The organism is Pseudomonas sp. LBUM1664 (assembly GCF_059695895.1).
The window spans coordinates 5,914,321-5,935,385 of sequence record NZ_CP166791.1 but is presented as its reverse complement, the minus strand read 5'-3'; the positions used below and the strand labels follow the sequence as shown (position 1 = coordinate 5,935,385).

The window sequence follows — 21,065 nt, the reverse complement described above, 5'->3', positions numbered from 1 at the left end:
AGGACGTTATCCAACACCCAGAACAATCCACCAGAGGTTGAACCATGGCCGTCACCCGCACAGGCGCAAGCAGCAAGCCGTTGATCGAGAAACGTTCGATCGACTACATCCCGGAAGCGGAGAGACACGGCCGATTGTTGAGCCAGTTCACCCTCTGGATGGGTGCCAACCTACAAATCACTGCAATTGTCACCGGTGCATTGGCGGTGGTGCTTGGCGGTGATGTGTTCTGGTCGTTGATCGGTTTGCTGATCGGCCAACTGCTCGGCGGTGGCGTCATGGCGTTGCATGCCGCGCAAGGACCCAAGCTTGGCCTGCCGCAGATGATCTCCAGCCGGGTGCAGTTTGGTGTTTATGGCGCGGCCATCCCGATCGTGCTGGTGTGCCTGATGTATCTGGGTTTCACCGCAACGGGAACGGTGCTTTCCGGCCAGGCGCTGGGCCAGTTGTTTGGCGTCAGCGACAGTGTCGGCATCCTCATTTTCGCCAGTGTCATCGTGCTGGTCACGGTGCTCGGTTATCGGGTGATTCACTTCATTGGGCGTGTCGCCAGCATTATTGGTGTAATTGCCTTTGTTTACCTGTTCGCTCGCCTGATTAGCCAGACGGACGTCGGCGCACTCCTGCAAATCCGCCATTTCAGCTGGAGCAGCTTCCTGCTTGCTGTGTCGCTCGCGGCATCCTGGCAGATCGCCTTCGGCCCCTATGTGGCTGACTATTCGCGTTACCTGCCGAGCAAGACTTCCTCGGTGAAAACCTTTTTTGCCGCAGGCGCAGGTTCAGTCATCGGCGCACAGGTGGCGATGATCCTCGGCGTGTTTGCCGCCGCCTCGGCCAATGGGCAGTTTGCTGGTCACGAAGTGGCCTACATCGTTGGCTTGGGTGGTACCGGTGCCACCGCTGCGCTGCTGTACTTCAGCATCGCGTTTGGCAAGGTCACCATCTCCACGCTGAACTCCTACGGCAGCTTCATGTGCATTGCGACCATCATCAGCGGTTTGCGTGGTCACCTGAACGTAACGCGCTTGCAGCGTCTGGTCTTCGTACTGGTCATCGTTGGCGCTGCGACCCTGATCGCGCTGCTCGGCCAGCACTCGTTCCTCGGTGCGTTCAAGTCCTTCATCCTGTTCTTGCTGGCGTTCTTTACGCCTTGGAGCGCGATCAACCTGGTGGACTACTACTGCATCACTCGCGAGCGCTATGACGTGCCGGCACTGGCCGACCCGAACGGTCGCTACGGTCGTTGGAACGCCCTCGGTATCAGCGTCTATGTCTTCGGTGTACTGGTTCAACTGCCGTTCATCGCCACCAAGTTCTATACCGGTCCGCTGGTGGAAGCCATGGGGGGTGTGGATATTTCCTGGATCATCGGTCTGGTGCTTCCCGCAGCCCTGTATTACGTGTGCGCGAAAAAATGGCACGGCGCAGTACCCGATCAACTGATTCTGCCGGTCGAGCAGACCTGCGTCGTACAACCTAAAACAAGTGGGGCTGGTCGCGCTGCGGCGCAGGCCTGATGGGACGTTGACAGGGCTGGATGCCTCTTGACTGCCGTAAGCCAATTCAATGATTAGGAGCGTCACACAATGAAATCGAACAAGACCCTGCTGACCACATTGCTTTCCCTGGGCCTGCTGGCCAGCGCCGGCGCCACGCAAGCGGCGGGTTGGTGCGAGTCGGGCAAACCGGTGAAGTTCGCCGGCCTGAACTGGGAAAGCGGCATGCTGCTGACCGACGTCCTGCAAGTGGTGCTGGAAAAAGGCTACGGCTGCAAGACCGACAGCCTGCCAGGCAATTCCATCACCATGGAAAACGCCCTGAGCAGCAACGACATCCAAGTGTTTGCCGAGGAATGGGTCGGGCGCAGTGAAGTCTGGAACAAGGCCGAAAAGGCCGGCAAAGTGGTCGGCGTCGGTGCCCCGATCGTGGGCGCCATCGAAGGCTGGTACGTGCCGCGCTACGTGGTCGAAGGCGATGCCAAGCGCAAGCTCGAAGCCAAGGCGCCGGGCCTGAAGAATATCGCTGATTTGGGCCAGTACGCTGCCGTGTTCAAGGACCCGGAAGAACCGTCCAAGGGCCGTTTCTACAACTGCCCGGCCGGTTGGACCTGCGAGCTGGATAACAGCGAAATGCTGAAGAGCTATGGCCTGGAAAAAACCTACACCAACTTCCGCCCAGGCACCGGCCCGGCGCTGGATGCAGCGGTGCTGTCGAGCTACAAACGTGGCGAGCCGATCCTGTTCTACTACTGGTCGCCAACGCCGCTGATGGGCCAGGTAGACCTGGTGAAACTGGAAGAAAAACCGGGCGTGGATAAAAGCGTGAGCATCAAGGTCGGTCTGTCCAAGGCGTTCCACGACGAGGCTCCGGAACTGGTGACGGTGCTGGAAAAGGTCAACCTGCCTATCGATATCCTGAACCAGAACCTGGGGCGCATGGCCAAGGAGCGAATCGAGTCGCCGAAACTGGCGAAGATCTTCCTGAAGGAACATCCTGAAGTCTGGCATGCCTGGGTCAGTGAAGACGCGGCCAAGAAAATCGACGCGGCTCTGTAGGTCGAATACCCCCGGCCAACCGTAGGGCTGGCCGGGACGTTCACTGCATCCACTTGATCGAGAGTCTCTTATGTTTCCCGAAAGCTTTACCTTCTCCATCGCCGATTGGGTCAACGGTTGGGTCGACTCCTTGGTGACCAACTATGGCGATGTGTTCCGGCACATCTCCGATACGTTGCTGTGGGCCATCGTCAACCTCGAAGGCCTGCTGCGCATGGCGCCCTGGTGGCTGATGCTGGCCATCGTCGGCGGCATTGCCTGGCACGCCACCCGCAAAGTCGTGGCCACGGCGGTGATCGTCGGGCTGCTGTTTCTGGTGGGTGCGGTAGGCCTGTGGGACAAGCTGATGCAGACCCTCGCCCTGATGCTGGTGGCGACGCTGATCTCGGTGTTGATCGGCATTCCGCTGGGCATCCTCTCGGCGCGCAGCAATCGCCTGCGTTCGGTGCTGATGCCGTTGCTGGACATCATGCAGACCATGCCGAGCTTCGTGTACCTGATTCCGGTGTTGATGCTGTTTGGCCTGGGCAAGGTCCCGGCGATTTTCGCCACGGTGATCTATGCCGCGCCGCCGTTGATTCGCCTGACCGACCTGGGCATCCGCCAGGTGGATGGCGAAGTGATGGAAGCCATCAACGCCTTCGGCGCCAACCGCTGGCAACAGCTGTTCGGCGTGCAACTGCCCCTGGCCCTGCCGAGCATCATGGCCGGGATCAACCAGACCACCATGATGGCCCTGTCGATGGTCGTCATCGCTTCGATGATCGGCGCTCGTGGCCTGGGTGAAGACGTGCTGGTGGGCATCCAGACCCTCAACGTCGGCCGTGGCCTGGAAGCCGGGCTTGCGATTGTGATTCTCGCCGTGGTCATCGACCGCATTACCCAGGCCTACGGTCGCCCTCGGCATGAGGTGAACACATGAACAACGCAGCCGTCAGCAAAATCGAAGTCAAAAACGTCTTCAAGATTTTCGGCAACCGCTCCAAGGAAGCCCTGGAGCTGATCCGCCAGGACAAAACCAAGGACCAGGTGCTGGCCGAAACCGGGTGCGTGGTCGGCGTGAACGACCTGTCGTTGAGCATCGGCACCGGCGAGATCTTCGTGATCATGGGCCTATCCGGCTCTGGCAAGTCCACCCTGGTGCGGCACTTCAACCGGCTGATCGACCCGACCAGCGGCGCGATCCTGGTGGACGGCGAAGACATCCTGAAACTGGACATGGATGCCCTGCGCGAATTTCGCCGGCACAAGATCAGCATGGTGTTCCAGAGTTTCGGCCTGCTGCCCCACAAGAGCGTGCTGGACAACGTCGCCTACGGCTTGAAAGTGCGCGGCGAGAGCAAACAGGTGTGCGCCGAGCGGGCACTGCACTGGATCAACACCGTGGGCCTCAAGGGTTACGAGAACAAATACCCGCACCAGCTCTCCGGCGGCATGCGCCAGCGCGTGGGCCTGGCCCGTGCCTTGGCGGCGGACACGGACATCATCCTGATGGACGAAGCCTTCAGCGCCCTCGACCCACTGATCCGCGCTGAAATGCAGGACCAGTTGCTGGAGCTGCAAAAGACCCTGCACAAAACCATCGTGTTCATCACCCACGACCTCGACGAGGCCGTGCGCATCGGCAACCGCATCGCGATCCTCAAGGATGGCAAGCTGATCCAGGTCGGCACGCCCCGGGAAATCCTGCACTCGCCGGCGGATGAGTATGTTGATCGGTTTGTGCAGCGCCGGGCTGCGGTGGTTTGAGGCCGAGCGCAGTTGTGGCAGGGCGCATGCTGTTGTGGCGAGGGAGCTTGCTCCCGCTGTGCGCAGCGGCCCCAGGATTTTGCGAGCGCTACGCACTCGAGCGGGAGCAAGCTCCCTCGCCACAAATGCACCTGATGAATTTTGGATGAGGTTGGAAATGTCCCAGGCTGAAAAAATCATAATCGCCGATGCCCCGCTGCGTTGGCAGGACGTGGTCGCCGTCGCCCGCTTCGGCGCAGCGCTTGAGCTGTCGGCCCAGGCCTGGGCGCGGATCGATAATGCCCAGGCCATCGTGCAGCGCATTGTCGAAAGCGGCGAGCGCGCCTATGGCGTCAACACCGGCCTGGGCGCCTTGTGCAATGTCTCGCTCAAGGACGAACAACTCAGCCAACTGTCACGCAACACCCTGCTCAGCCATGCCTGTGGCGTAGGCGCGCCGCTGACCGATGAACAGACCCGGGCGATTCTCTGCGCGGCCATCCTCAATTACAGCCAGGGAAAATCCGGTATTCATCGCCGGGTGGTCGAGGCCTTGCTGGCGCTGCTCAATTGCGGCATCACGCCGCAAGTGCCGTCCCAGGGGTCGGTGGGTTACCTGACCCACATGGCCCACATCAGCATCGCGCTGCTGGGCGTCGGCCAGGTCAGCTATCGCGGGCAAATCGTTTCGGCGCAACAGGCCTTGGCCGCAGAAGGCCTGCAGCCGGTGCAACTGGGGGCCAAGGACGGTTTGTGCCTGGTCAACGGCACGCCCTGCATGACCGGCCTCAGCTGCCTGGCCCTGGCCGATGCGACGCGGCTGGTGCAATGGGCCGACGTGATCGGCGCCATGAGTTTCGAGGCCCAGCGTGGGCAGATTGCTGCGTTCGATGCCGAGATCATCGCCCTTAAGCCGCACCCTGGCATGCAGCAGGTCGGCATCAACTTGCGGGCAATGCTCCAGGGCAGCGAAGTGATTGCTTCAAGCCTGGGCATCCGCACCCAGGATGCGTTGAGCATCCGTTCGATTCCCCAGGTGCACGGTGCCGCTCGCGATCAGTTGGCGCACGCCCGGCAACAGATCGAAACCGAACTCAACGCCGCTACCGATAACCCGTTGTTGTTGGGTACGCCGCAAAACTATCGGGTCATGTCCCAGGCTAACCCCCACGGCCAATCCGTGGCCTTGGCGGCGGACCTGCTGGCCATCGCCATGGCGGAAATCGGCTCCATCGCCGAGCGGCGTCTGGACCGCTTGATCAACCCCCACGTCAGCGGCTTGCCGGCTTTTCTGGTGGCCAACCCCGGGGTGAACTCGGGGATGATGATCGTGCAATACGTCGCCGCGTCCCTGTGTGCGGAAAATCGCCAACTGGCGCAACCGGCGGTGCTCGACAACTTCGTCACCTCGGGTCTTCAAGAGGATCACTTGAGCATGGGCACCAACGCTGCCCTGAAACTGCACCGAGCGCTGGAAAACTGCACACAGATCCTCGCCATCGAATACCTGTTGGCGGCCCAGGCCTTTGAGTTCCTCAAGGCGCAGCGCTTTGGTGTCGGCACCGACGTTGCCTGGAAACTGCTGCGCGAGCGTGTTCCGGCTTATGACCAGGACCGCTGGCTGGCGCCGGACATCGCCAGCGCCGCTGCGCTGCTCAAAGACCCAAACGTGCTGCACGACGCTTTACCGAATTTGAATTGATCAAAAAAACGCCAGCGTGCCAAGGCACCTATTGCCCATAAAGCATCGCCCAAAAAAGCGAGGGTGACGGATAACGGAACATTCCGGAGCGACTGGCGGGTAAATAACAAACGCTCAAAAGGAGCATTAAATGACAGCTTTGAACTTGATCCCCGGCCAACTGAGCCTGGCTCAATTGCGTGATATCTATCAGCAACCGGTGACCCTGAGCCTCGATGCCAGTGCTTCGGCGCAGATCGAAGCCAGCGTCGCGTGCGTGGAGCAGATCCTCGCCGAGAACCGCACCGCCTACGGCATCAACACCGGTTTCGGCCTGCTGGCCTCGACCCGCATCGCCAGTGAAGACCTGGAAAACCTGCAGCGCTCCCTGGTGTTGTCCCATGCCGCCGGTGTGGGCGAGCCGATCAGCGATGCACTGGTTCGGTTGGTCATGGTGCTCAAGGTCAACAGCCTGAGCCGGGGCTTTTCCGGCATCCGTCGGCAAGTGATCGATGCGCTGATTGCGCTGATCAATGCCGAGGTCTATCCGCATATTCCGCTCAAAGGTTCGGTCGGTGCTTCCGGCGACCTGGCGCCGCTGGCCCATATGTCCTTGGTGTTGCTGGGTGAGGGCAAGGCCCGCTACAAAGGCGAATGGCTGCCGGCCGTCGAGGCGCTGAAAGTGGCTGGCCTCGCGCCGCTGACCCTGGCTGCGAAAGAAGGCCTGGCGCTGCTCAACGGCACTCAGGTGTCCACCGCGTTTGCCCTGCGCGGCCTGTTCGAAGGCGAAGACCTGTTCGCCGGTGCCCTGGCCCTGGGCAGCTTGACGGTAGAAGCCGTTCTCGGTTCCCGCTCACCCTTCGACGCGCGCATCCACGCCGCCCGCGGCCAGAAGGGCCAAATCGACGCCGCTGCCGCCTATCGCGATCTGCTGGGCGAGCGCAGCGAAGTCTCCGATTCCCACCAGAACTGCGACAAGGTCCAGGACCCGTACTCCCTGCGCTGCCAACCGCAAGTGATGGGCGCCTGCCTGACCCAGTTCCGCCAGGCCGCCGAAGTGCTGGTGATCGAGGCTAACGCGGTGTCGGATAACCCGTTGGTGTTCGCCGCCGAGAGCGACGTGATTTCCGGCGGCAATTTCCACGCTGAACCGGTGGCGATGGCTGCCGACAACATGGCCCTGGCGATTGCCGAAATCGGTTCGCTGAGCGAGCGGCGCATTTCGCTGATGATGGACAAGCACATGTCGCAACTGCCGCCATTTCTGGTGGCCAATGGCGGGGTGAACTCCGGCTTCATGATCGCCCAGGTCACAGCCGCTGCCCTGGCCAGTGAAAACAAGGCGCTGTCCCATCCCCATTCGGTGGACAGCCTGCCGACCTCCGCCAACCAGGAAGACCACGTGTCCATGGCCCCCGCCGCTGGCAAACGCTTGTGGGAAATGGCCGAGAACACCCGTGGCATTCTGGCGGTGGAATGGCTGGCGGCTTGTCAGGGGCTGGATCTGCGGGGTGGTTTGAAGACCTCCGCGAAACTGGAGCGAGCTCGGGCCTTCTTGCGTGCAGACGTGCCGTTTTATGAGAAGGACCGGTTCTTTGCGCCGGACATCAACGCGGCCAGCGAGTTGTTGGCGAGCCGTTGCTTGAATGAGCTAGTCACGGCGAAGTTGCTGCCGAGCCTTTAACTCCTGAAGAGCATGCACCCTGTAGGAGCTGCCGAAGGCTGCGATCTTTTGATCTTGATCTGTTGTGCGTTCGCTCACGACTCAATTGTCTGGGGAAAGATCGCAGCCTCGTTGCACTCGGCAGCTCCTACGTGCGCGCTTGTCATTAATCACACGGAGACTCGGGATGAAAACCCTCTGGCAAAACTGCCACGCCGCCACCATGGCCCAGGGCGTCTACTCGATCATCGAAGACGCCGCCATCGTCACCCAAGACGAGCACATTCAATGGATCGGCCCGCGTGCCGAGCTGCCGGCGGGTGACTATCCGGCGGTTAACGACCTCAAGGGTGCCTGGGTTACCCCCGGGCTGATCGACTGCCACACTCACACGGTGTTCGGCGGCAACCGCAGCGGCGAATTCGAACAGCGTCTGCAGGGCGTCAGCTACGCCGAGATCGCAGCGGCCGGTGGCGGTATCGCCAGCACCGTACGCGCCACCCGGGCGGCCAGCGAAGACGAGCTGTTCGCCAGCGCCGCCAAACGCCTGAAAAGCCTGATGCGCGATGGCGTGACCACGGTGGAAATCAAGTCCGGCTACGGCCTGGACCTGGCCAGCGAGCGCAAGATTCTGCGGGTTATCCGCCGTCTCGGCGCCGAGTTGCCGGTCAGCGTGCGCAGCACCTGCCTGGCGGCTCACGCCCTGCCGCCGGAATACGCTGACCGCGCCGATGACTACATCGAACACATCTGCACTGAAATGCTCCCGGCCCTGGCGGCCGAAGGGCTGGTGGACGCGGTGGATGCATTTTGCGAGTACTTGGCGTTTTCCCCGGCGCAGGTCGAGCGGGTGTTTATCACTGCGCAACAGCTGGGCTTGCCGGTCAAGCTCCACGCCGAGCAATTGTCGTCGCTGCACGGCTCAAGCCTGGCGGCCCGTTATCAGGCGTTGTCGGCCGATCACCTGGAGTTCATGACCGAGGATGACGCCAAGGCCATGGCCGAATCCGGCACGGTGGCGGTGCTGCTGCCGGGGGCGTTTTATTTCCTGCGCGAAACCCAACTGCCGCCCATGGACGCCCTGCGCAAGCATGGTGTGAAGATCGCCGTGGCCAGCGACCTCAACCCCGGCACCTCGCCGGCGCTGTCGTTGCGCTTGATGTTGAACATGGCATGCACCTGTTTGCGCATGACCCCTGAAGAAGCCCTGGCCGGGGCGACGATTCATGCGGCCCAGGCCTTGGGCATGGCCCAGACCCACGGTTCGCTGGAAGCCGGCAAAGTGGCGGATTTTGTCGCCTGGCACATTGACCGCCCGGCCGACCTGTCGTACTGGCTCGGTGGTGATCTGGAAAAACGCGTCGTGCGTCACGGCGTTGAAATCGATTAAGGAGAACGGTTGTGGAGAAGGTCCTGAATTTCAAGCAAGGGCGCGTGCCGCTTTTGATCAGCATGCCCCACGCCGGCCTGCGCCTGACCCCGGCGGTGAAGGCCGGGCTGATCCCCGAGGCTCAGAGCCTGCCAGACACCGACTGGCACATCCCCCGGCTCTACGAGTTTGCCGCCGAGCTGGGGGCCAGCACCCTGGCCGCTGAGTATTCACGGTTTGTCGTCGACCTGAATCGCCCCTCCGATGACACGCCCATGTACGTCGGTGCCACCACCGGGTTGTATCCGGCGACCCTGTTCGATGGCGTGCCGCTGTTTCGCGAAGGCCAGGAGCCGTCCTTTGATGAACGGGCGACTTATCTGCAACAGGTCTGGACGCCGTACCACCAAACCTTGCAGCACGAACTGGCGCGGCTCAAGGCCGAGTTCGGCTATGCCTTGCTGTTCGATGCCCATTCGATCCGCTCGGTGATCCCGCACCTGTTCGACGGCAAGCTGCCGGATTTCAACCTCGGCACGTTCAACGGTGCCAGTTGCGCCCCGACACTGGCCAGCCAGCTCGAAGCCATCTGCGCCCGCCACGGCGAGTTCACCCATGTGCTCAACGGGCGGTTCAAGGGCGGGCACATCACCCGGCACTACGGCAGCCCGGCCGAGAACATCCATGCGGTGCAACTGGAGCTGTGCCAGAGCACTTATATGGAAGAGTTCGAACCGTTCAACTACCGCGCGGACCTGGCGGCACCGACCCAGGTGGTGCTCAGGGAGTTGCTGGAGGGCTTGTTGGCGTGGGGCCGGCAGACTTACAAGAAATAAAGACCTACCCAGTACTCCTGTGGCGAGGGGACTTATCTGTGGGAGCAAAGCTTGCTCGCGATACAGGCGCCTCTGTTTCAGAGCAACTGCGTCGTCTTCATCGCGGGCAAGCCCCTTGCTCCCACAGAACCATTCGCCACAGGTTTGTTTTGTCCTTGCGCCTCGGACGGGAACTGTCGCCACCGTGCAAAACCGAGTCGCCACAGGTCACCTTCCTCCCCTCGGCGCTGCGTAATGTTTCGGGCACGGTGCACCAAGACACCGACCCACAATAATCCGCTGCCGCACGAGACCTTCCCGATGAAAAGACTGTTCAAGCGCTGTCTGTCGATCCTCTGCGGTACCGCACTATTGAGCACCGGAGCGATGGCCGGTGAGCCGGCGTCCTGCCAGACCGTGCGCATGGGCGTGGTCAACTGGACCGACGTAATCGCCACCAGTGGCATGGCCGACGTCTTGCTCACCGGCCTGGGCTACGACAGCAAACAGACCAGCGCCGTGCAGCAGATCATCTTCGCCGGCATCCGCGACAAGCGGCTCGATATTTTCCTGGGCTACTGGAAACCGGCGATGGACAAGAACATCGCCCCGTTCCTGGCGGCCAACCAGGTGCGGGTGCTGGACAAGCCGAGCCTGGCCGACGCCCAGGCGACCCTGGCCGTTCCGGACTACGTGGCTGCGGCGGGGCTCAAGACCTTCGCCGACATCGCCCGCTTCAAGGATCAGCTCGGCGCCAAGATCTACGGCATCGAGCCGGGCAGCGGTGCCAACACCACCATCAAGACCATGATTGAAACCAACCACTTCGGCCTCAAGGACTTCAAGCTGATCGAATCCGGTGAAGCTGGAATGCTGGCCGCGGTGCAGCGAGCGGTAAATCGCAAGGAGTTCGTGGTGTTCGTTGGCTGGACCCCGCACCCGATGAACATCAACATGAACATCGCCTACCTGACCGGCAGCGAAGACGTCTACGGCCCGAACGAAGGCGCCGCGACCGTCTCCATCGTGACCGCGCCGGACTACGCTCAGCGTTGCCCGAACGTGAACCGGTTGCTGGAGAACCTCACCTTCACCGCCGCCCAGGAAAGTCAGTTGATGGTGCCGATCATGGAGCGCAAGACGCCCCAGGACGTCGCCCGGCAATGGCTGCGTGAGCATCCTGACGACCTTCAGCGCTGGCTGACCGGCGTGACCAGTTTCGACGGCAAGGATGGCGTGGCGGTGGTGCAGGCCAGCCTCAAAAATTGACCTGCCTATTTGTGGCGGGGTGATTTATCTGTGGGAGCAAGGCTTGCTCCCACATGGATTCTGCGCCCCAATGGTCAGTGTTCGTCCTGCTTTTTTTATCGGGTGGTGTTCTTCATGGCCTCATATCCACTCTCTGAACAGATGTCTGCCTTCATCGACAAAACCCTGGGCTTCAACGCCACGGACGACAGCATCACCAGCTCGCGCCAGGCCTACAGCCAAATGTGCCGGGCGTTCACCCCGCCATGCCCGGAGGCGCTGGCGGTCGAGGATTTCGAACTGGCCGGCGTGGCGGTTCGGGCTTATCACCCCCGGGTTGCACCGCCGCCCGACGGCTGGCCGTGCATGCTGTATCTGCATGGAGGCGGTTGGGTGGTGGGGAACCTGGACTCCCATGACTTCATCTGCATGGAGCTGGCCGCTACCCTCGACGTGCTGGTGGTGGCGGTGGATTATCGGCTGGCGCCGGAGCATCCGTTTCCGGCGGGTTTCGAAGATTGCCTCACGGTGTGGCGTCATCTGGCGGCCACCCCCTTTGCCATCGACCCACGTCGCCGGCTGGTGATCGGTGACAGCGCCGGAGGCAACCTTGCCGCCGCGTTATGCCTGGCCTTGCGCGATGCCGGGCAACCGTTGCCCCGGGCCCAGGTGCTGATTTATCCGGCGCTCGGTGGCCCGGCGCATCTGCCGTCGCGCCGCGAATGTGCCGACGCCCCGCTGCTGAGCAGCAGCGATCTGGATAGCTATCAAGCCCTCTACCTGGGTGACGCTCAACCGTCTTCCTTTGCCATGCCGTTGCTCGCCAATGACCTGAGCGACCTGCCACCGGCATTGATCGTCGTGGCGCAGTGGGACCCGCTGCGCGACGACGGCGTCCTTTATAGCAAGCGGCTGAACGCCGCAGGGGTGACTGCTACGTTGTATGTGGGCGAAGGGCTGGTGCACGGTTGCCTGCGTGGCCGTGGCCTGGTGCCGGAGGTCGATCAGATGTATCGCACACTGCGGGCGTACCTGGCTGACATGCTTTGACTGCGTAGGGGACATGCTCATTAAGGTGATTCGGGTTTATGATGCCGGACGGCAGACTAAATAGAAGTCCCTACAGGGATGACTCGACCCCTTACGGAGCGCTCAATGCAGACTTTGTACCCGCAGATCAAACCCCATGCCCGGCACGATCTGGCTGTCGATGACACCCACACGCTCTATGTCGATGAAAGCGGTTCCCCGGAAGGCCTGCCGGTGGTGTTCATTCACGGCGGCCCGGGTGCCGGTTGCGATGCGCAGAGTCGTCGCTACTTCGATCCGAACCTGTACCGCATTGTCACCTTCGACCAGCGCGGTTGTGGTCGTTCCACGCCCCACGCCAGCCTTGAAAACAACACCACCTGGGATCTGGTCGAAGACCTGGAGCGCATCCGCAAACACCTGGGCATCGAAAAATGGGTGCTGTTTGGCGGCTCCTGGGGCTCGACCCTGGCCCTGGCCTACGCTCAGAGCCATCCGGAGCGGGTACACGGCCTGATTCTGCGTGGGATCTTTCTCTGCCGTGCGCAGGAAATCGAGTGGTTTTATCAGGCCGGCGCCAGTCGCCTGTTTCCCGATTACTGGCAGGACTACATCGCGCCGATCCCGCTGGACGAACGCGACGACTTGCTCAGCGCTTTCCACAAACGCCTGACCGGCAACGACCAGATCGCCCAGATGCACGCGGCCAAGGCCTGGTCCACCTGGGAAGGCCGCACCGCTACCCTGCGCCCGAACCCGTTGGTGGTCGATCGCTTCTCCGAGCCGCAGCGCGCCTTGTCGATTGCCCGGATCGAATGCCACTACTTCACCAACAATGCATTCCTTGAACCTAACCAGTTGATTCGCGACATGGGCAAGATCGCCCATTTGCCGGGGGTCATCGTGCACGGTCGCTACGATGTGATCTGCCCGTTGGATAACGCCTGGGAGTTGCATCAGAACTGGCCCAACAGCGAACTGCAGGTGATCCGCGACGCCGGTCACGCTGCCTCAGAACCCGGCATCACCGATGCACTGGTGCGCGCCGCTGCGCAAATGGCCCAGCGCCTGCTCGACCTGCCGCCCGAAGAAGCATGAAGGGTTTGTTGCAACGGGTTCGCGGTGCCCGGGTCGAGGTTGCAGGTGAAGTCGTCGGGGCCGTGGATCAGGGCTTGCTGGTGCTGGTCGCCATCGAGCCCGAGGATACCCGGGCCAGCGCCGACAAACTCCTGCATAAGCTGCTTAACTATCGGGTATTCAGTGACGCCGCCGGCAAGATGAACCTGTCCTTGGCAGACGTCGGCGGCGGTTTGCTGCTGGTGTCACAGTTCACCCTGGCGGCGGACACCCAAAGCGGTTTGCGCCCGAGTTTTTCGACGGCCGCGCCTCCAGCGTTGGGAGAAGAGTTATTTAACTATTTGGTAAGCCGGGCGAAACAGATGCATAGCACTGTGGCATCAGGTAGATTCGGCGCGGACATGCAGGTGCATCTGGTCAACGATGGCCCGGTAACCTTCCTGTTACAGGTCTGAAAGCGTTTGAAACATCTTTTCGGTCCCGTTTCGAGGCAAAACAGGGAGTTTTCTCGATAAATACTTTGTTACCCCTGATGCGTTGTCACGCGGCCTACTAGATAATCGCGCGCTACGGGGGATCAGCGTTCGCTGGTCCATTTGACTTAGGTAGAGACTTGTCTCTGGGCCGTTTGGGGAATCATTTTGTCCCATCGGAGTCGGAACAATGCTCGCCAACTTGGCAAGAGTGGTCCGCAGGGTCGGTTTTTCAACACCGATACCATGCAGATACTTTATCTGGCCGTTGGTTTTTTGATCTGTTTTCGGCGAGGGTTGCTCGTGATTGTTAGTCCCTGTAATGCACCAAAAATGTCTGCCAAACGGTTTAAAAACGCTCTGGTAGCGGGCTCGGCTCTGTTGTGCCTGTTCGGCGCGGGTCAACTGTGGGCATTCAGCCTGGATGATGTATCGGCGAAGGCTCAAGAGCTGGCCGGGCAAAAATACGAAGCCCCGCGCAGCAATCTGCCGAACGAATTCCGCGAAATGAAATTCGCTGACTATCAAAAAATTCGTTTCCGCACCGAAAAATCCGAATGGGCCGATCAGAAGACTCCGTTCAGGCTGTCCTTCTATCACCAGGGCATGCATTTCGACACACCGGTGAAAATCAACGAAATCACCGCGACGACCGTCGAAGAGATCAAGTACGACCCGGCGCGCTTTGATTTCGGCGATGTGAAGTTCGATCCCAAGGCCACTGAACAGCTGGGTTACGCGGGTTTTCGCGTGTTGTACCCAATCAATAAGGCTGACAAGCAAGACGAAATCATGACCATGCTGGGCGCGAGCTATTTCCGCGTTATCGGCAAGGGCCAGACTTACGGTTTGTCTGCTCGTGGCATGGCCATCGACACGGCGTTGCCGTCCGGTGAAGAATTCCCGCGTTTTCGCGAGTTCTGGATCCAGCGTCCGAAACCAACCGACAAGCACCTGGTGATCTTCGCCCTGCTGGATTCGCCACGGGCCACCGGCGCCTATCGCCTGACCCTGCGTCCGGGCACCGACACCGTTGTCGATGTGAAGTCGCGCATGTTCCTGCGTGACCGGGTGACCAAGCTGGGCATCGCCCCGCTGACCAGCATGTACCTGTTCGGCGCCAACCAGCCGTCCAAAGTGCTGAACTACCGTCGCGAACTGCACGACTCCAGTGGTCTGTCGATCCATGCCGGCAACGGCGAGTGGATCTGGCGTCCACTGAACAACCCGAAACACCTGGCCGTGAGCAACTTCTCGGTAGAAAACCCGCGCGGTTTCGGCCTGCTGCAACGTGGTCGTGACTTCAGCCACTACGAAGACCTGGACGACCGTTACGACAAGCGTCCAAGCGCCTGGATCGAACCGAAAGGCGATTGGGGCAAGGGCTCCGTTGACCTGGTAGAAATTCCGACCGCCGACGAAACCAACGACAACATCGTTGCGTTCTGGAGCCCGGAAAAACTGCCAGAGCCAGGCCAGCCGCTGGACTTCAGCTACCGCCTGCACTGGACCCTCGACGAAGCCAGCCTGCACTCGCCGGACAGCGCGTGGGTCAAGCAGACCCTGCGTTCCACCGGTGACGTGAAACAGTCCAACCTGATCCGTCAGCCGGACGGCAGCGTGGCCTACCTAGTGGATTTCGAAGGTCCTTCTTTGCAAGACCTGCCGGAAGACGCCGATGTGCGTAGCCAGGTAAGCGTCGGCGACAACGCCGAGATCGTCGAGAATAGCGTGCGCTACAACCCTGAAACCAAGGGCTGGCGCCTGACGCTGCGGTTGAAAATCAAGGACTCTAAACAGGCCACCGAAATGCGTGCGGCGCTGATCCGTCCATTGACTGCTGTCGAAGCTCCAGCCGCATCGCATGTCGTGACCACTACCCTTGCCAAGGCCGACAAGGTCGCCAAGCAACAGAGCGAAAAAGAAACAGAAAAAGAAAAAGAAAAAGCGAAAGAAGAAGCCAAGGCCGTCAAGGCGGCGCAAGCCGCTGTTGAAGCGACCCCAACCCCGCAGGAACCGGAATCGACTGATCGAGTCCTGACCGAGACCTGGAGCTACCAGTTGCCAGCCGATGAGTAATACTCCCGTACAGCCAGAGACGCTCAGCGAGTACCTGGCCCATCTGCCAATGACCGACGAGCAGCGCGCCGAACTGGCGGGCTGCAAGTCCTTCAGCGAGTTGCACGAACGTCTTTCGTCTTCGACTTTCGACGCACCCACCGAGGCGGCACAAGCCTCGGTGGGCCGTCGCCTGACCTTGAGCACCACCGAAGAACTCGAAGACGCCGAAATGCTGGCGCTCGATTCCAGCGGTCGTGTGTGCCTGAAAGCCACACCGCCGATTCGTCGGACCAAGGTCGTGCCGGAGCCATGGCGCACCAATATTCTGGTGCGCGGCTGGCGGCGGCTGACAGGCCGTACCAACCCGCCCAAGCCTCCCAAGGATGAGCGTGTGCTGCCGCATGCACGCTGGCGCACCGTGGGCTCGATCCGCCGTTATATCCTGCTGATATTGATGCTTGGGCAGACCATCGTCGCCGGTTGGTACATGAAAGGCATCATGCCGTACCAGGGCTGGTCGTTCGTGGACCTGGAAGAGGTCCTCCACCAGCCGCTGATGCAGACTGCCACGCAAGTGCTGCCATATGCGCTGCAAACCAGCATCCTGATTCTGTTCGGGATCCTGTTCTGCTGGGTGTCGGCCGGTTTCTGGACCGCGCTGATGGGTTTCCTCGAATTGCTCACCGGCCACGATAAATACCGTATCTCCGGTGCCAGTGCCGGCAACGAGCCGATTCCCAAGGACGCCCGCACCGCGTTGGTGATGCCGATCTGCAACGAAGATGTGCCGCGGGTATTCGCCGGTTTGCGCGCGACCTTCGAGTCGGTGGCAGCCACCGGTGACCTGGATCGTTTCGATTTCTTCGTGCTCAGCGACAGTAACGAAACCGATATCTGCGTTGCCGAACAGCAGGCCTGGCTGGATGTCTGCCGTGAAGCCGGGGGCTTTGGCAAGATCTTCTATCGTCGCCGTCGCCGTCGCGTGAAGCGCAAGAGCGGCAACCTCGACGACTTCTGCCGTCGCTGGGGCAGTGACTACAAGTACATGGTCGTGCTCGACGCCGACAGCGTCATGAGCGGCGAGTGCCTGACCAGCCTGGTGCGGCTGATGGAAGCCACGCCGGACGCTGGCATCATCCAGACTGCGCCACGTGCCTCAGGCATGGACACGCTGTATGCGCGCATGCAGCAGTTCGCCACCCGGGTATACGGTCCGCTGTTCACCGCCGGCCTGCACTTCTGGCAGTTGGGGGAATCCCACTACTGGGGTCACAACGCGATCATCCGCATGAAGCCGTTCATCGATCACTGCGCCTTGGCGCCGTTGCCCGGTAAAGGCGCGTTCTCGGGTACGATCCTGTCCCACGACTTCGTCGAAGCTGCGCTGATGCGTCGTGCCGGCTGGGGCGTGTGGATTGCCTATGATCTGCCGGGCAGCTATGAAGAATTGCCGCCGAACCTACTGGACGAACTCAAGCGTGACCGTCGCTGGTGCCACGGCAACCTGATGAACTTCCGGCTGTTCCTGGTCAAGGGCATGCACCCGGTGCACCGTGCGGTGTTCCTGACCGGCGTGATGTCCTACCTGTCGGCGCCGCTGTGGTTCTTCTTCCTGGTGCTGTCCACTGCGCTGCTGGCCGTGAACACGCTGATGGAGCCGCAGTACTTCCTTGAGCCACGCCAACTTTATCCGCTGTGGCCGCAATGGCATCCGGACAAGGCGATCGCCCTGTTCTCGACGACCATCGTGCTGCTGTTCCTGCCCAAGCTGCTGAGTATCGTGTTGATCTGGGCCAAAGGTGCGAAAGCGTTCGGTGGCAAGTTCAAGGTGACGCTGTCGATGCTGCTGGAGATGCTGTTCTCCATGCTGCTGGCGCCGGTGCGGATGATTTTCCACACCCGTTTCGTCCTCGCCGCATTCCTGGGCTGGGCCGCGACCTGGAACTCGCCGCAACGTGACGACGACTCCACGCCCTGGAGCGAAGCGGTCAAGCGCCACGGTCCGCAAACCCTGCTGGGCTTCTTCTGGGCCTTGCTGGTGATCTGGCTGAACCCGAGCTTCCTGTGGTGGCTGGTGCCGATCGTCGGGTCGCTGATGCTGTCGATCCCGGTATCGGTGATCTCCAGCCGCGTGGGCCTGGGCTTGAAGTCCCGTGATGAAAGCCTGTTCCTGATCCCTGAGGAATACGCACCGCCACAGGAACTGCTGTCGACTGACCAATACACCCATGAAAACCGTTGGCATGCGCTGAACGACGGTTTCATCCGGGCGGTGGTCGATCCACAACAGAATGCCTTGGCGTATGCGTTGGCGACATCGCGTCACGGCCAGGCCGAGCCGATTGAATGGCTGCGGGTCGAACGTGTTCGTCATGCCCTGAAGGCTGGCCCTGCCGGGCTCAGCAACGGCGAGCGACTGGCGCTGTTGAGCGATCCGGTGGCCTTGTCCCGCCTGCATGAACAGGTCTGGAGCGAGGCTCACCCCGAGTGGCTGGCGGCATGGCGCGCATCGGTCAAGGCCGATCCCCATGCACCGCTGCTACCGCTTCAGCCGATAAGCGCACAGCCTCAACTGGCCTGATAAACAAAAAGCCCCGCTTCTGAAAGGAAGCGGGGCTTTTTGTTGGGGGCTATTTCAGTTTGTGAGCACCGCCCGTGGCGAGGTCAGGGTTGTGTATTGACGTTGTCCAGCACCCGATTCGCCAACAAACCATTCAGCTCGATCAGTTGCTGAATGCCAAGGGCAACATGGCGCCGTGAGCCTTCCAGGTCGAACGCAAGGTTGCTGACCATGGCATCGGCTGAAGCCAGGGTTTCGCTGAGATTGGCCAACAGGCTTTCGGTGTCGATGCCGGCGACGACAGTAAAGAGCTGGCCCGGCGGCTGTTCGTCCTCGGGTTTGGTCTGTTTGGGGTTCAGGTAGAAATCGAGCGCGCGATCAGTGGCTTCTTGGAGTTTTTTGGGGTCGGTTTCTGGTTCTGGTGGGTTGGGTGTGACCTTGAACATAGTGATGCTCCTTGATTAGTGGAGCCGCCACGATTCGCTGCGAAACGAAGGGAGGTGGCAGCTGTACGCAGGTTCGCAGACCGGGAATCAAGGAACCCGGCATACCCGAAGGTATCCCGCGCACAGCCGCCATGACGATCCAGTGGACGAAGAAGCGCCGACTGAAAAGAAACGGTGGCGCAATGCGCCTTGATAATTCCAGGCTGCGAAACCTGATCGCTGCATGATGCAACGACCGGAAAACAATAGGACCCAGCCCCAAGGCGCACAAGCCGGCGGATTTTGGCGTAGTTGTAGGTAATGGCGCAAGGCTGTGTAGCCTTGTGCTGGCTGTTTGTGGGCGTAGATGTTTTTGTGTGTATATCCGTTACCGCAGCAATGGATATACACACGACAATCCGAGTCAAGGCATCAAACCCTGAACCTACCCACCAACGTCTGCAAATGAACCCCCAACCGCGCCAGTTCAGCACTGGAGGCGGCGGTTTCTTCGCTGGCTGCCGAGGTTTGTTCGGACACATCGCGTACGTTCAGCACGCTGCGGTTGATCTCTTCGGCCACGGCGCTCTGCTGCTCGGCGGCGGCGGCGATCTGTTGGTTCATCGACTGGATCGCCGAGACCGTGCGGGTGATGTTTTCCAGTGAGTCACCGGCGCGGCGGGTCAGTTCGACGGTGCTGTCGGTCAGGCTGCGGCTGTTGTCCATAATGGTCGCGACCTTTTCGGTACCGTTTTGCAGGCCAATGATCAGTTCTTCGATTTCTTCGGTGGACTTTTGGGTACGCTGGGCCAAGCTGCGGACTTCGTCGGCCACCACCGCGAAACCACGCCCGGCTTCACCGGCACGGGCCGCCTCGATGGCCGCGTTGAGGGCCAGCAGGTTGGTTTGCTGGGCCACGGATTTGATCACGTCCAGGACGCTGCCGATCTTGTCGCTTTCTCGCTTCAAATCGCCCATGGCGGCGGTGGAGTTACCGACTTCGAGTGCCAGATGCTCGATCTGGGCAATGGCTTCACCGACGACTTTATCGCCTTCACGCGCCTGGGCATTGGCGGCGACGGCCGCCTCGGAGGCCTCTTCGGCATTACGCGCCACCTCCTGCACCGTGGCGGTCATTTCATGCATGGCGGTGGCGACCTGGTCGGTTTCCACTTTCTGGCTGTTGACGCCGGCGCTGGTCTGTTCGGTGACGGCCGAGAGCTGTTCAGCGGCGCTGGCGATTTGCGTGACGCCTTCGCTGATGCCTCCGATCAATTGCCGCAGGCTCACGGTCATGCTCTGCATGGCGCGTTGTAGCTGGCCCAGTTCGTCGCGGCGTTCGGCGGTGAGGTTGTGGGTCAAGTCGCCTGCGGCCACGCGTTCGGCGATCTTGAGGGTCTGGCTCAAGGGAGCGACTATCTGCCGGGTGATGACCAGGGCGGCGATCACGCCGAACAGCAAAGCCAGTACGGCAGCCGAGATCAGGAAGGTTTTGGCCTTGGCTGCGTCGCGGTCTCGTACTGCCGTCTGGGACACAGTCAGCTTTTGGCTGGCGTCGAGCAACACATCGCCTTGATCTGTCATGCGCTTGAGTGCGGCGGCGTTGTCGATCTGGGAGTCGCGGAACTGGCTGACCGCTGTACGGTAGGCGTTGATCGAGTCGCTGGCCTGTTGCAGGTTGGCAGCGTGCTCCTCGGGCACCTGCTCCGGCAAGCGTGCGAGAAGTTTGAGGACCGCGTCGATGGCCTCAAGGGCGGGTTGCTGGGCTTCGTTCTTGCCACTGTAGGTGTAGCCGCGAACTTGATAACGCGCTTGCTGGAGCGCCTTGCTCAGGGTTACCACGCTGTTGAACTGGGCGACGTTGTCGCCTTGCAGCAGCGATTTCTCCACTTCAGCCACGCGGGCCACGGCGTTGTCGGCACTGGCGCCGAGTTTGCTGCGGGCATCTTCGCGGCTGACGGTGGCGCGGGTCATTTCGGCGAAGGCGCTTTTGTACTCGGCGACGGCGGCCAATTGTTTATCGATCAGCGCTACATCGGCCGGTTGCTCGATCAGTTGGCGGGCGGTCTTCAGCCCGGCTTCGAGTTTGCCAAGCATGTCGTTGACTTGCTGCGGGCCATTCTCGCCCCTCGAGGTGTAGTAGTCCATGCGCGCCAGGCGCAAGTCCTTGCTCACGTCGTTCAGGCTGGCAATGAATCCCAGCTTGTCGCCACGGCTGATCACATTACCCAGACCGGTCCAGCCGGTGAAGGCGATCATCAAGGTTAAGAACAGCACCAGACCGAAGCCGAAACCTAGTTTTCGATTAACGCTGATGTTACCTAGCCATTGGAACATGCTGTTACTCCCCGCAGCGCTGGATTTACTTGCTGGGAGCTATA

At 61.0% G+C, this 21,065-nt stretch carries 16 protein-coding genes; 14 read left to right on the top strand and 2 right to left on the bottom strand.

Annotated elements, in window-relative coordinates:
* Positions 1–44: 44 nt before the first annotated feature.
* The 14 genes from ACA047_RS27540 to mdoH all read left to right on the top strand — a co-directional run bounded on the left by ACA047_RS27540 (position 45) and on the right by mdoH (position 18,280).
* Positions 45–1,517 (top strand): purine-cytosine permease family protein, encoded by a 1,473-nt coding sequence (locus tag ACA047_RS27540; protein ID WP_497354835.1) that lies wholly within the window; start codon positions 45–47, stop codon positions 1,515–1,517.
* Between the two features lie 69 nt (positions 1,518–1,586).
* Positions 1,587–2,555: an ABC transporter substrate-binding protein gene (locus tag ACA047_RS27535; RefSeq protein WP_497354833.1), complete on the top strand. Its 969-nt coding sequence runs from the start codon at positions 1,587–1,589 to the stop codon at positions 2,553–2,555.
* A gap of 70 nt (positions 2,556–2,625) precedes the next feature.
* The gene (locus ACA047_RS27530) at positions 2,626–3,477 is read left to right on the top strand and encodes an ABC transporter permease (protein WP_497354831.1); all 852 of its coding nucleotides are present in this window, start codon (positions 2,626–2,628) and stop codon (positions 3,475–3,477) included.
* Positions 3,474–4,304 (top strand): quaternary amine ABC transporter ATP-binding protein, encoded by an 831-nt coding sequence (locus ACA047_RS27525; protein ID WP_497354829.1) that lies wholly within the window; start codon positions 3,474–3,476, stop codon positions 4,302–4,304. Before ACA047_RS27530 ends, ACA047_RS27525 begins: the two co-directional genes overlap by 4 nt.
* A 157-nt stretch (positions 4,305–4,461) precedes the next feature.
* Complete coding sequence (gene hutH / locus ACA047_RS27520) at positions 4,462–5,985, top strand: histidine ammonia-lyase (protein WP_497354827.1); 1,524 nt, start codon at positions 4,462–4,464, stop codon at positions 5,983–5,985.
* A gap of 130 nt (positions 5,986–6,115) precedes the next feature.
* Positions 6,116–7,648, top strand: coding sequence for a histidine ammonia-lyase (gene hutH / locus ACA047_RS27515; RefSeq protein WP_497354825.1), 1,533 nt, complete (start codon positions 6,116–6,118; stop codon positions 7,646–7,648).
* 166 nt (positions 7,649–7,814) lie between these two features.
* Positions 7,815–9,017, top strand: coding sequence for an imidazolonepropionase (gene hutI / locus ACA047_RS27510; RefSeq protein WP_497354823.1), 1,203 nt, complete (start codon positions 7,815–7,817; stop codon positions 9,015–9,017).
* 11 nt (positions 9,018–9,028) lie between these two features.
* Entirely contained in the window at positions 9,029–9,832 is an 804-nt protein-coding gene (gene hutG / locus ACA047_RS27505; RefSeq protein ID WP_497354821.1) for an N-formylglutamate deformylase, read from the top strand.
* Positions 9,833–10,132: 300 nt separating this feature from the next.
* A complete protein-coding gene (locus tag ACA047_RS27500; RefSeq protein ID WP_497354819.1) occupies positions 10,133–11,080 on the top strand; it encodes a choline ABC transporter substrate-binding protein in 948 nt (315 codons plus the stop codon).
* Between the two features lie 114 nt (positions 11,081–11,194).
* Positions 11,195–12,109 carry an alpha/beta hydrolase gene (locus ACA047_RS27495; protein WP_497354817.1) on the top strand — a complete coding sequence of 305 codons (915 nt, stop codon included), beginning with the start codon at positions 11,195–11,197 and terminating at the stop codon, positions 12,107–12,109.
* Positions 12,110–12,214: 105 nt separating this feature from the next.
* Positions 12,215–13,186: a prolyl aminopeptidase gene (gene pip, locus ACA047_RS27490; protein ID WP_497354815.1), complete on the top strand. Its 972-nt coding sequence runs from the start codon at positions 12,215–12,217 to the stop codon at positions 13,184–13,186.
* Complete coding sequence (gene dtd / locus ACA047_RS27485; protein WP_497354813.1) at positions 13,183–13,620, top strand: D-aminoacyl-tRNA deacylase; 438 nt, start codon at positions 13,183–13,185, stop codon at positions 13,618–13,620. The genes pip and dtd overlap by 4 nt, the downstream gene beginning before the upstream one ends.
* 351 nt (positions 13,621–13,971) lie before the next feature.
* Complete coding sequence (locus ACA047_RS27480) at positions 13,972–15,717, top strand: glucan biosynthesis protein G (RefSeq protein ID WP_497354811.1); 1,746 nt, start codon at positions 13,972–13,974, stop codon at positions 15,715–15,717.
* Entirely contained in the window at positions 15,710–18,280 is a 2,571-nt protein-coding gene (gene mdoH, locus ACA047_RS27475; RefSeq protein ID WP_497354809.1) for a glucans biosynthesis glucosyltransferase MdoH, read from the top strand. The genes ACA047_RS27480 and mdoH overlap by 8 nt, the downstream gene beginning before the upstream one ends.
* 83 nt (positions 18,281–18,363) lie before the next feature.
* Here mdoH and ACA047_RS27470 read toward each other — a convergent pair whose 3' ends face one another.
* Entirely contained in the window at positions 18,364–18,705 is a 342-nt protein-coding gene (locus tag ACA047_RS27470; RefSeq protein ID WP_497354807.1) for a DUF6124 family protein, read from the bottom strand.
* Between the two features lie 411 nt (positions 18,706–19,116).
* Positions 19,117–21,021: a methyl-accepting chemotaxis protein gene (locus ACA047_RS27465; RefSeq protein WP_497354805.1), complete on the bottom strand. Its 1,905-nt coding sequence runs from the start codon at positions 21,019–21,021 to the stop codon at positions 19,117–19,119.
* Positions 21,022–21,065 lie beyond the last annotated feature (44 nt).

What these genes read in the sequence shown, in the direction of transcription:
- ACA047_RS27540 (WP_497354835.1), top strand. Translation starts at nt 45, where the DNA reads ATGGCCGTCACCCGCACAGGCGCAAGCAGCAAGCCGTTGATCGAGAAA.
- ACA047_RS27535 (WP_497354833.1), top strand. Translation starts at nt 1,587, where the DNA reads ATGAAATCGAACAAGACCCTGCTGACCACATTGCTTTCCCTGGGCCTG.
- ACA047_RS27530 (WP_497354831.1), top strand. Translation starts at nt 2,626, where the DNA reads ATGTTTCCCGAAAGCTTTACCTTCTCCATCGCCGATTGGGTCAACGGT.
- ACA047_RS27525 (WP_497354829.1), top strand. Translation starts at nt 3,474, where the DNA reads ATGAACAACGCAGCCGTCAGCAAAATCGAAGTCAAAAACGTCTTCAAG.
- hutH (WP_497354827.1), top strand. Translation starts at nt 4,462, where the DNA reads ATGTCCCAGGCTGAAAAAATCATAATCGCCGATGCCCCGCTGCGTTGG.
- hutH (WP_497354825.1), top strand. Translation starts at nt 6,116, where the DNA reads ATGACAGCTTTGAACTTGATCCCCGGCCAACTGAGCCTGGCTCAATTG.
- hutI (WP_497354823.1), top strand. Translation starts at nt 7,815, where the DNA reads ATGAAAACCCTCTGGCAAAACTGCCACGCCGCCACCATGGCCCAGGGC.
- ACA047_RS27500 (WP_497354819.1), top strand. Translation starts at nt 10,133, where the DNA reads ATGAAAAGACTGTTCAAGCGCTGTCTGTCGATCCTCTGCGGTACCGCA.
- ACA047_RS27495 (WP_497354817.1), top strand. Translation starts at nt 11,195, where the DNA reads ATGGCCTCATATCCACTCTCTGAACAGATGTCTGCCTTCATCGACAAA.
- pip (WP_497354815.1), top strand. Translation starts at nt 12,215, where the DNA reads ATGCAGACTTTGTACCCGCAGATCAAACCCCATGCCCGGCACGATCTG.
- dtd (WP_497354813.1), top strand. Translation starts at nt 13,183, where the DNA reads ATGAAGGGTTTGTTGCAACGGGTTCGCGGTGCCCGGGTCGAGGTTGCA.
- ACA047_RS27480 (WP_497354811.1), top strand. Translation starts at nt 13,972, where the DNA reads ATGTCTGCCAAACGGTTTAAAAACGCTCTGGTAGCGGGCTCGGCTCTG.
- mdoH (WP_497354809.1), top strand. Translation starts at nt 15,710, where the DNA reads ATGAGTAATACTCCCGTACAGCCAGAGACGCTCAGCGAGTACCTGGCC.
- ACA047_RS27470 (WP_497354807.1), bottom strand. Translation starts at nt 18,705, where the DNA reads ATGTTCAAGGTCACACCCAACCCACCAGAACCAGAAACCGACCCCAAA.
- ACA047_RS27465 (WP_497354805.1), bottom strand. Translation starts at nt 21,021, where the DNA reads ATGTTCCAATGGCTAGGTAACATCAGCGTTAATCGAAAACTAGGTTTC.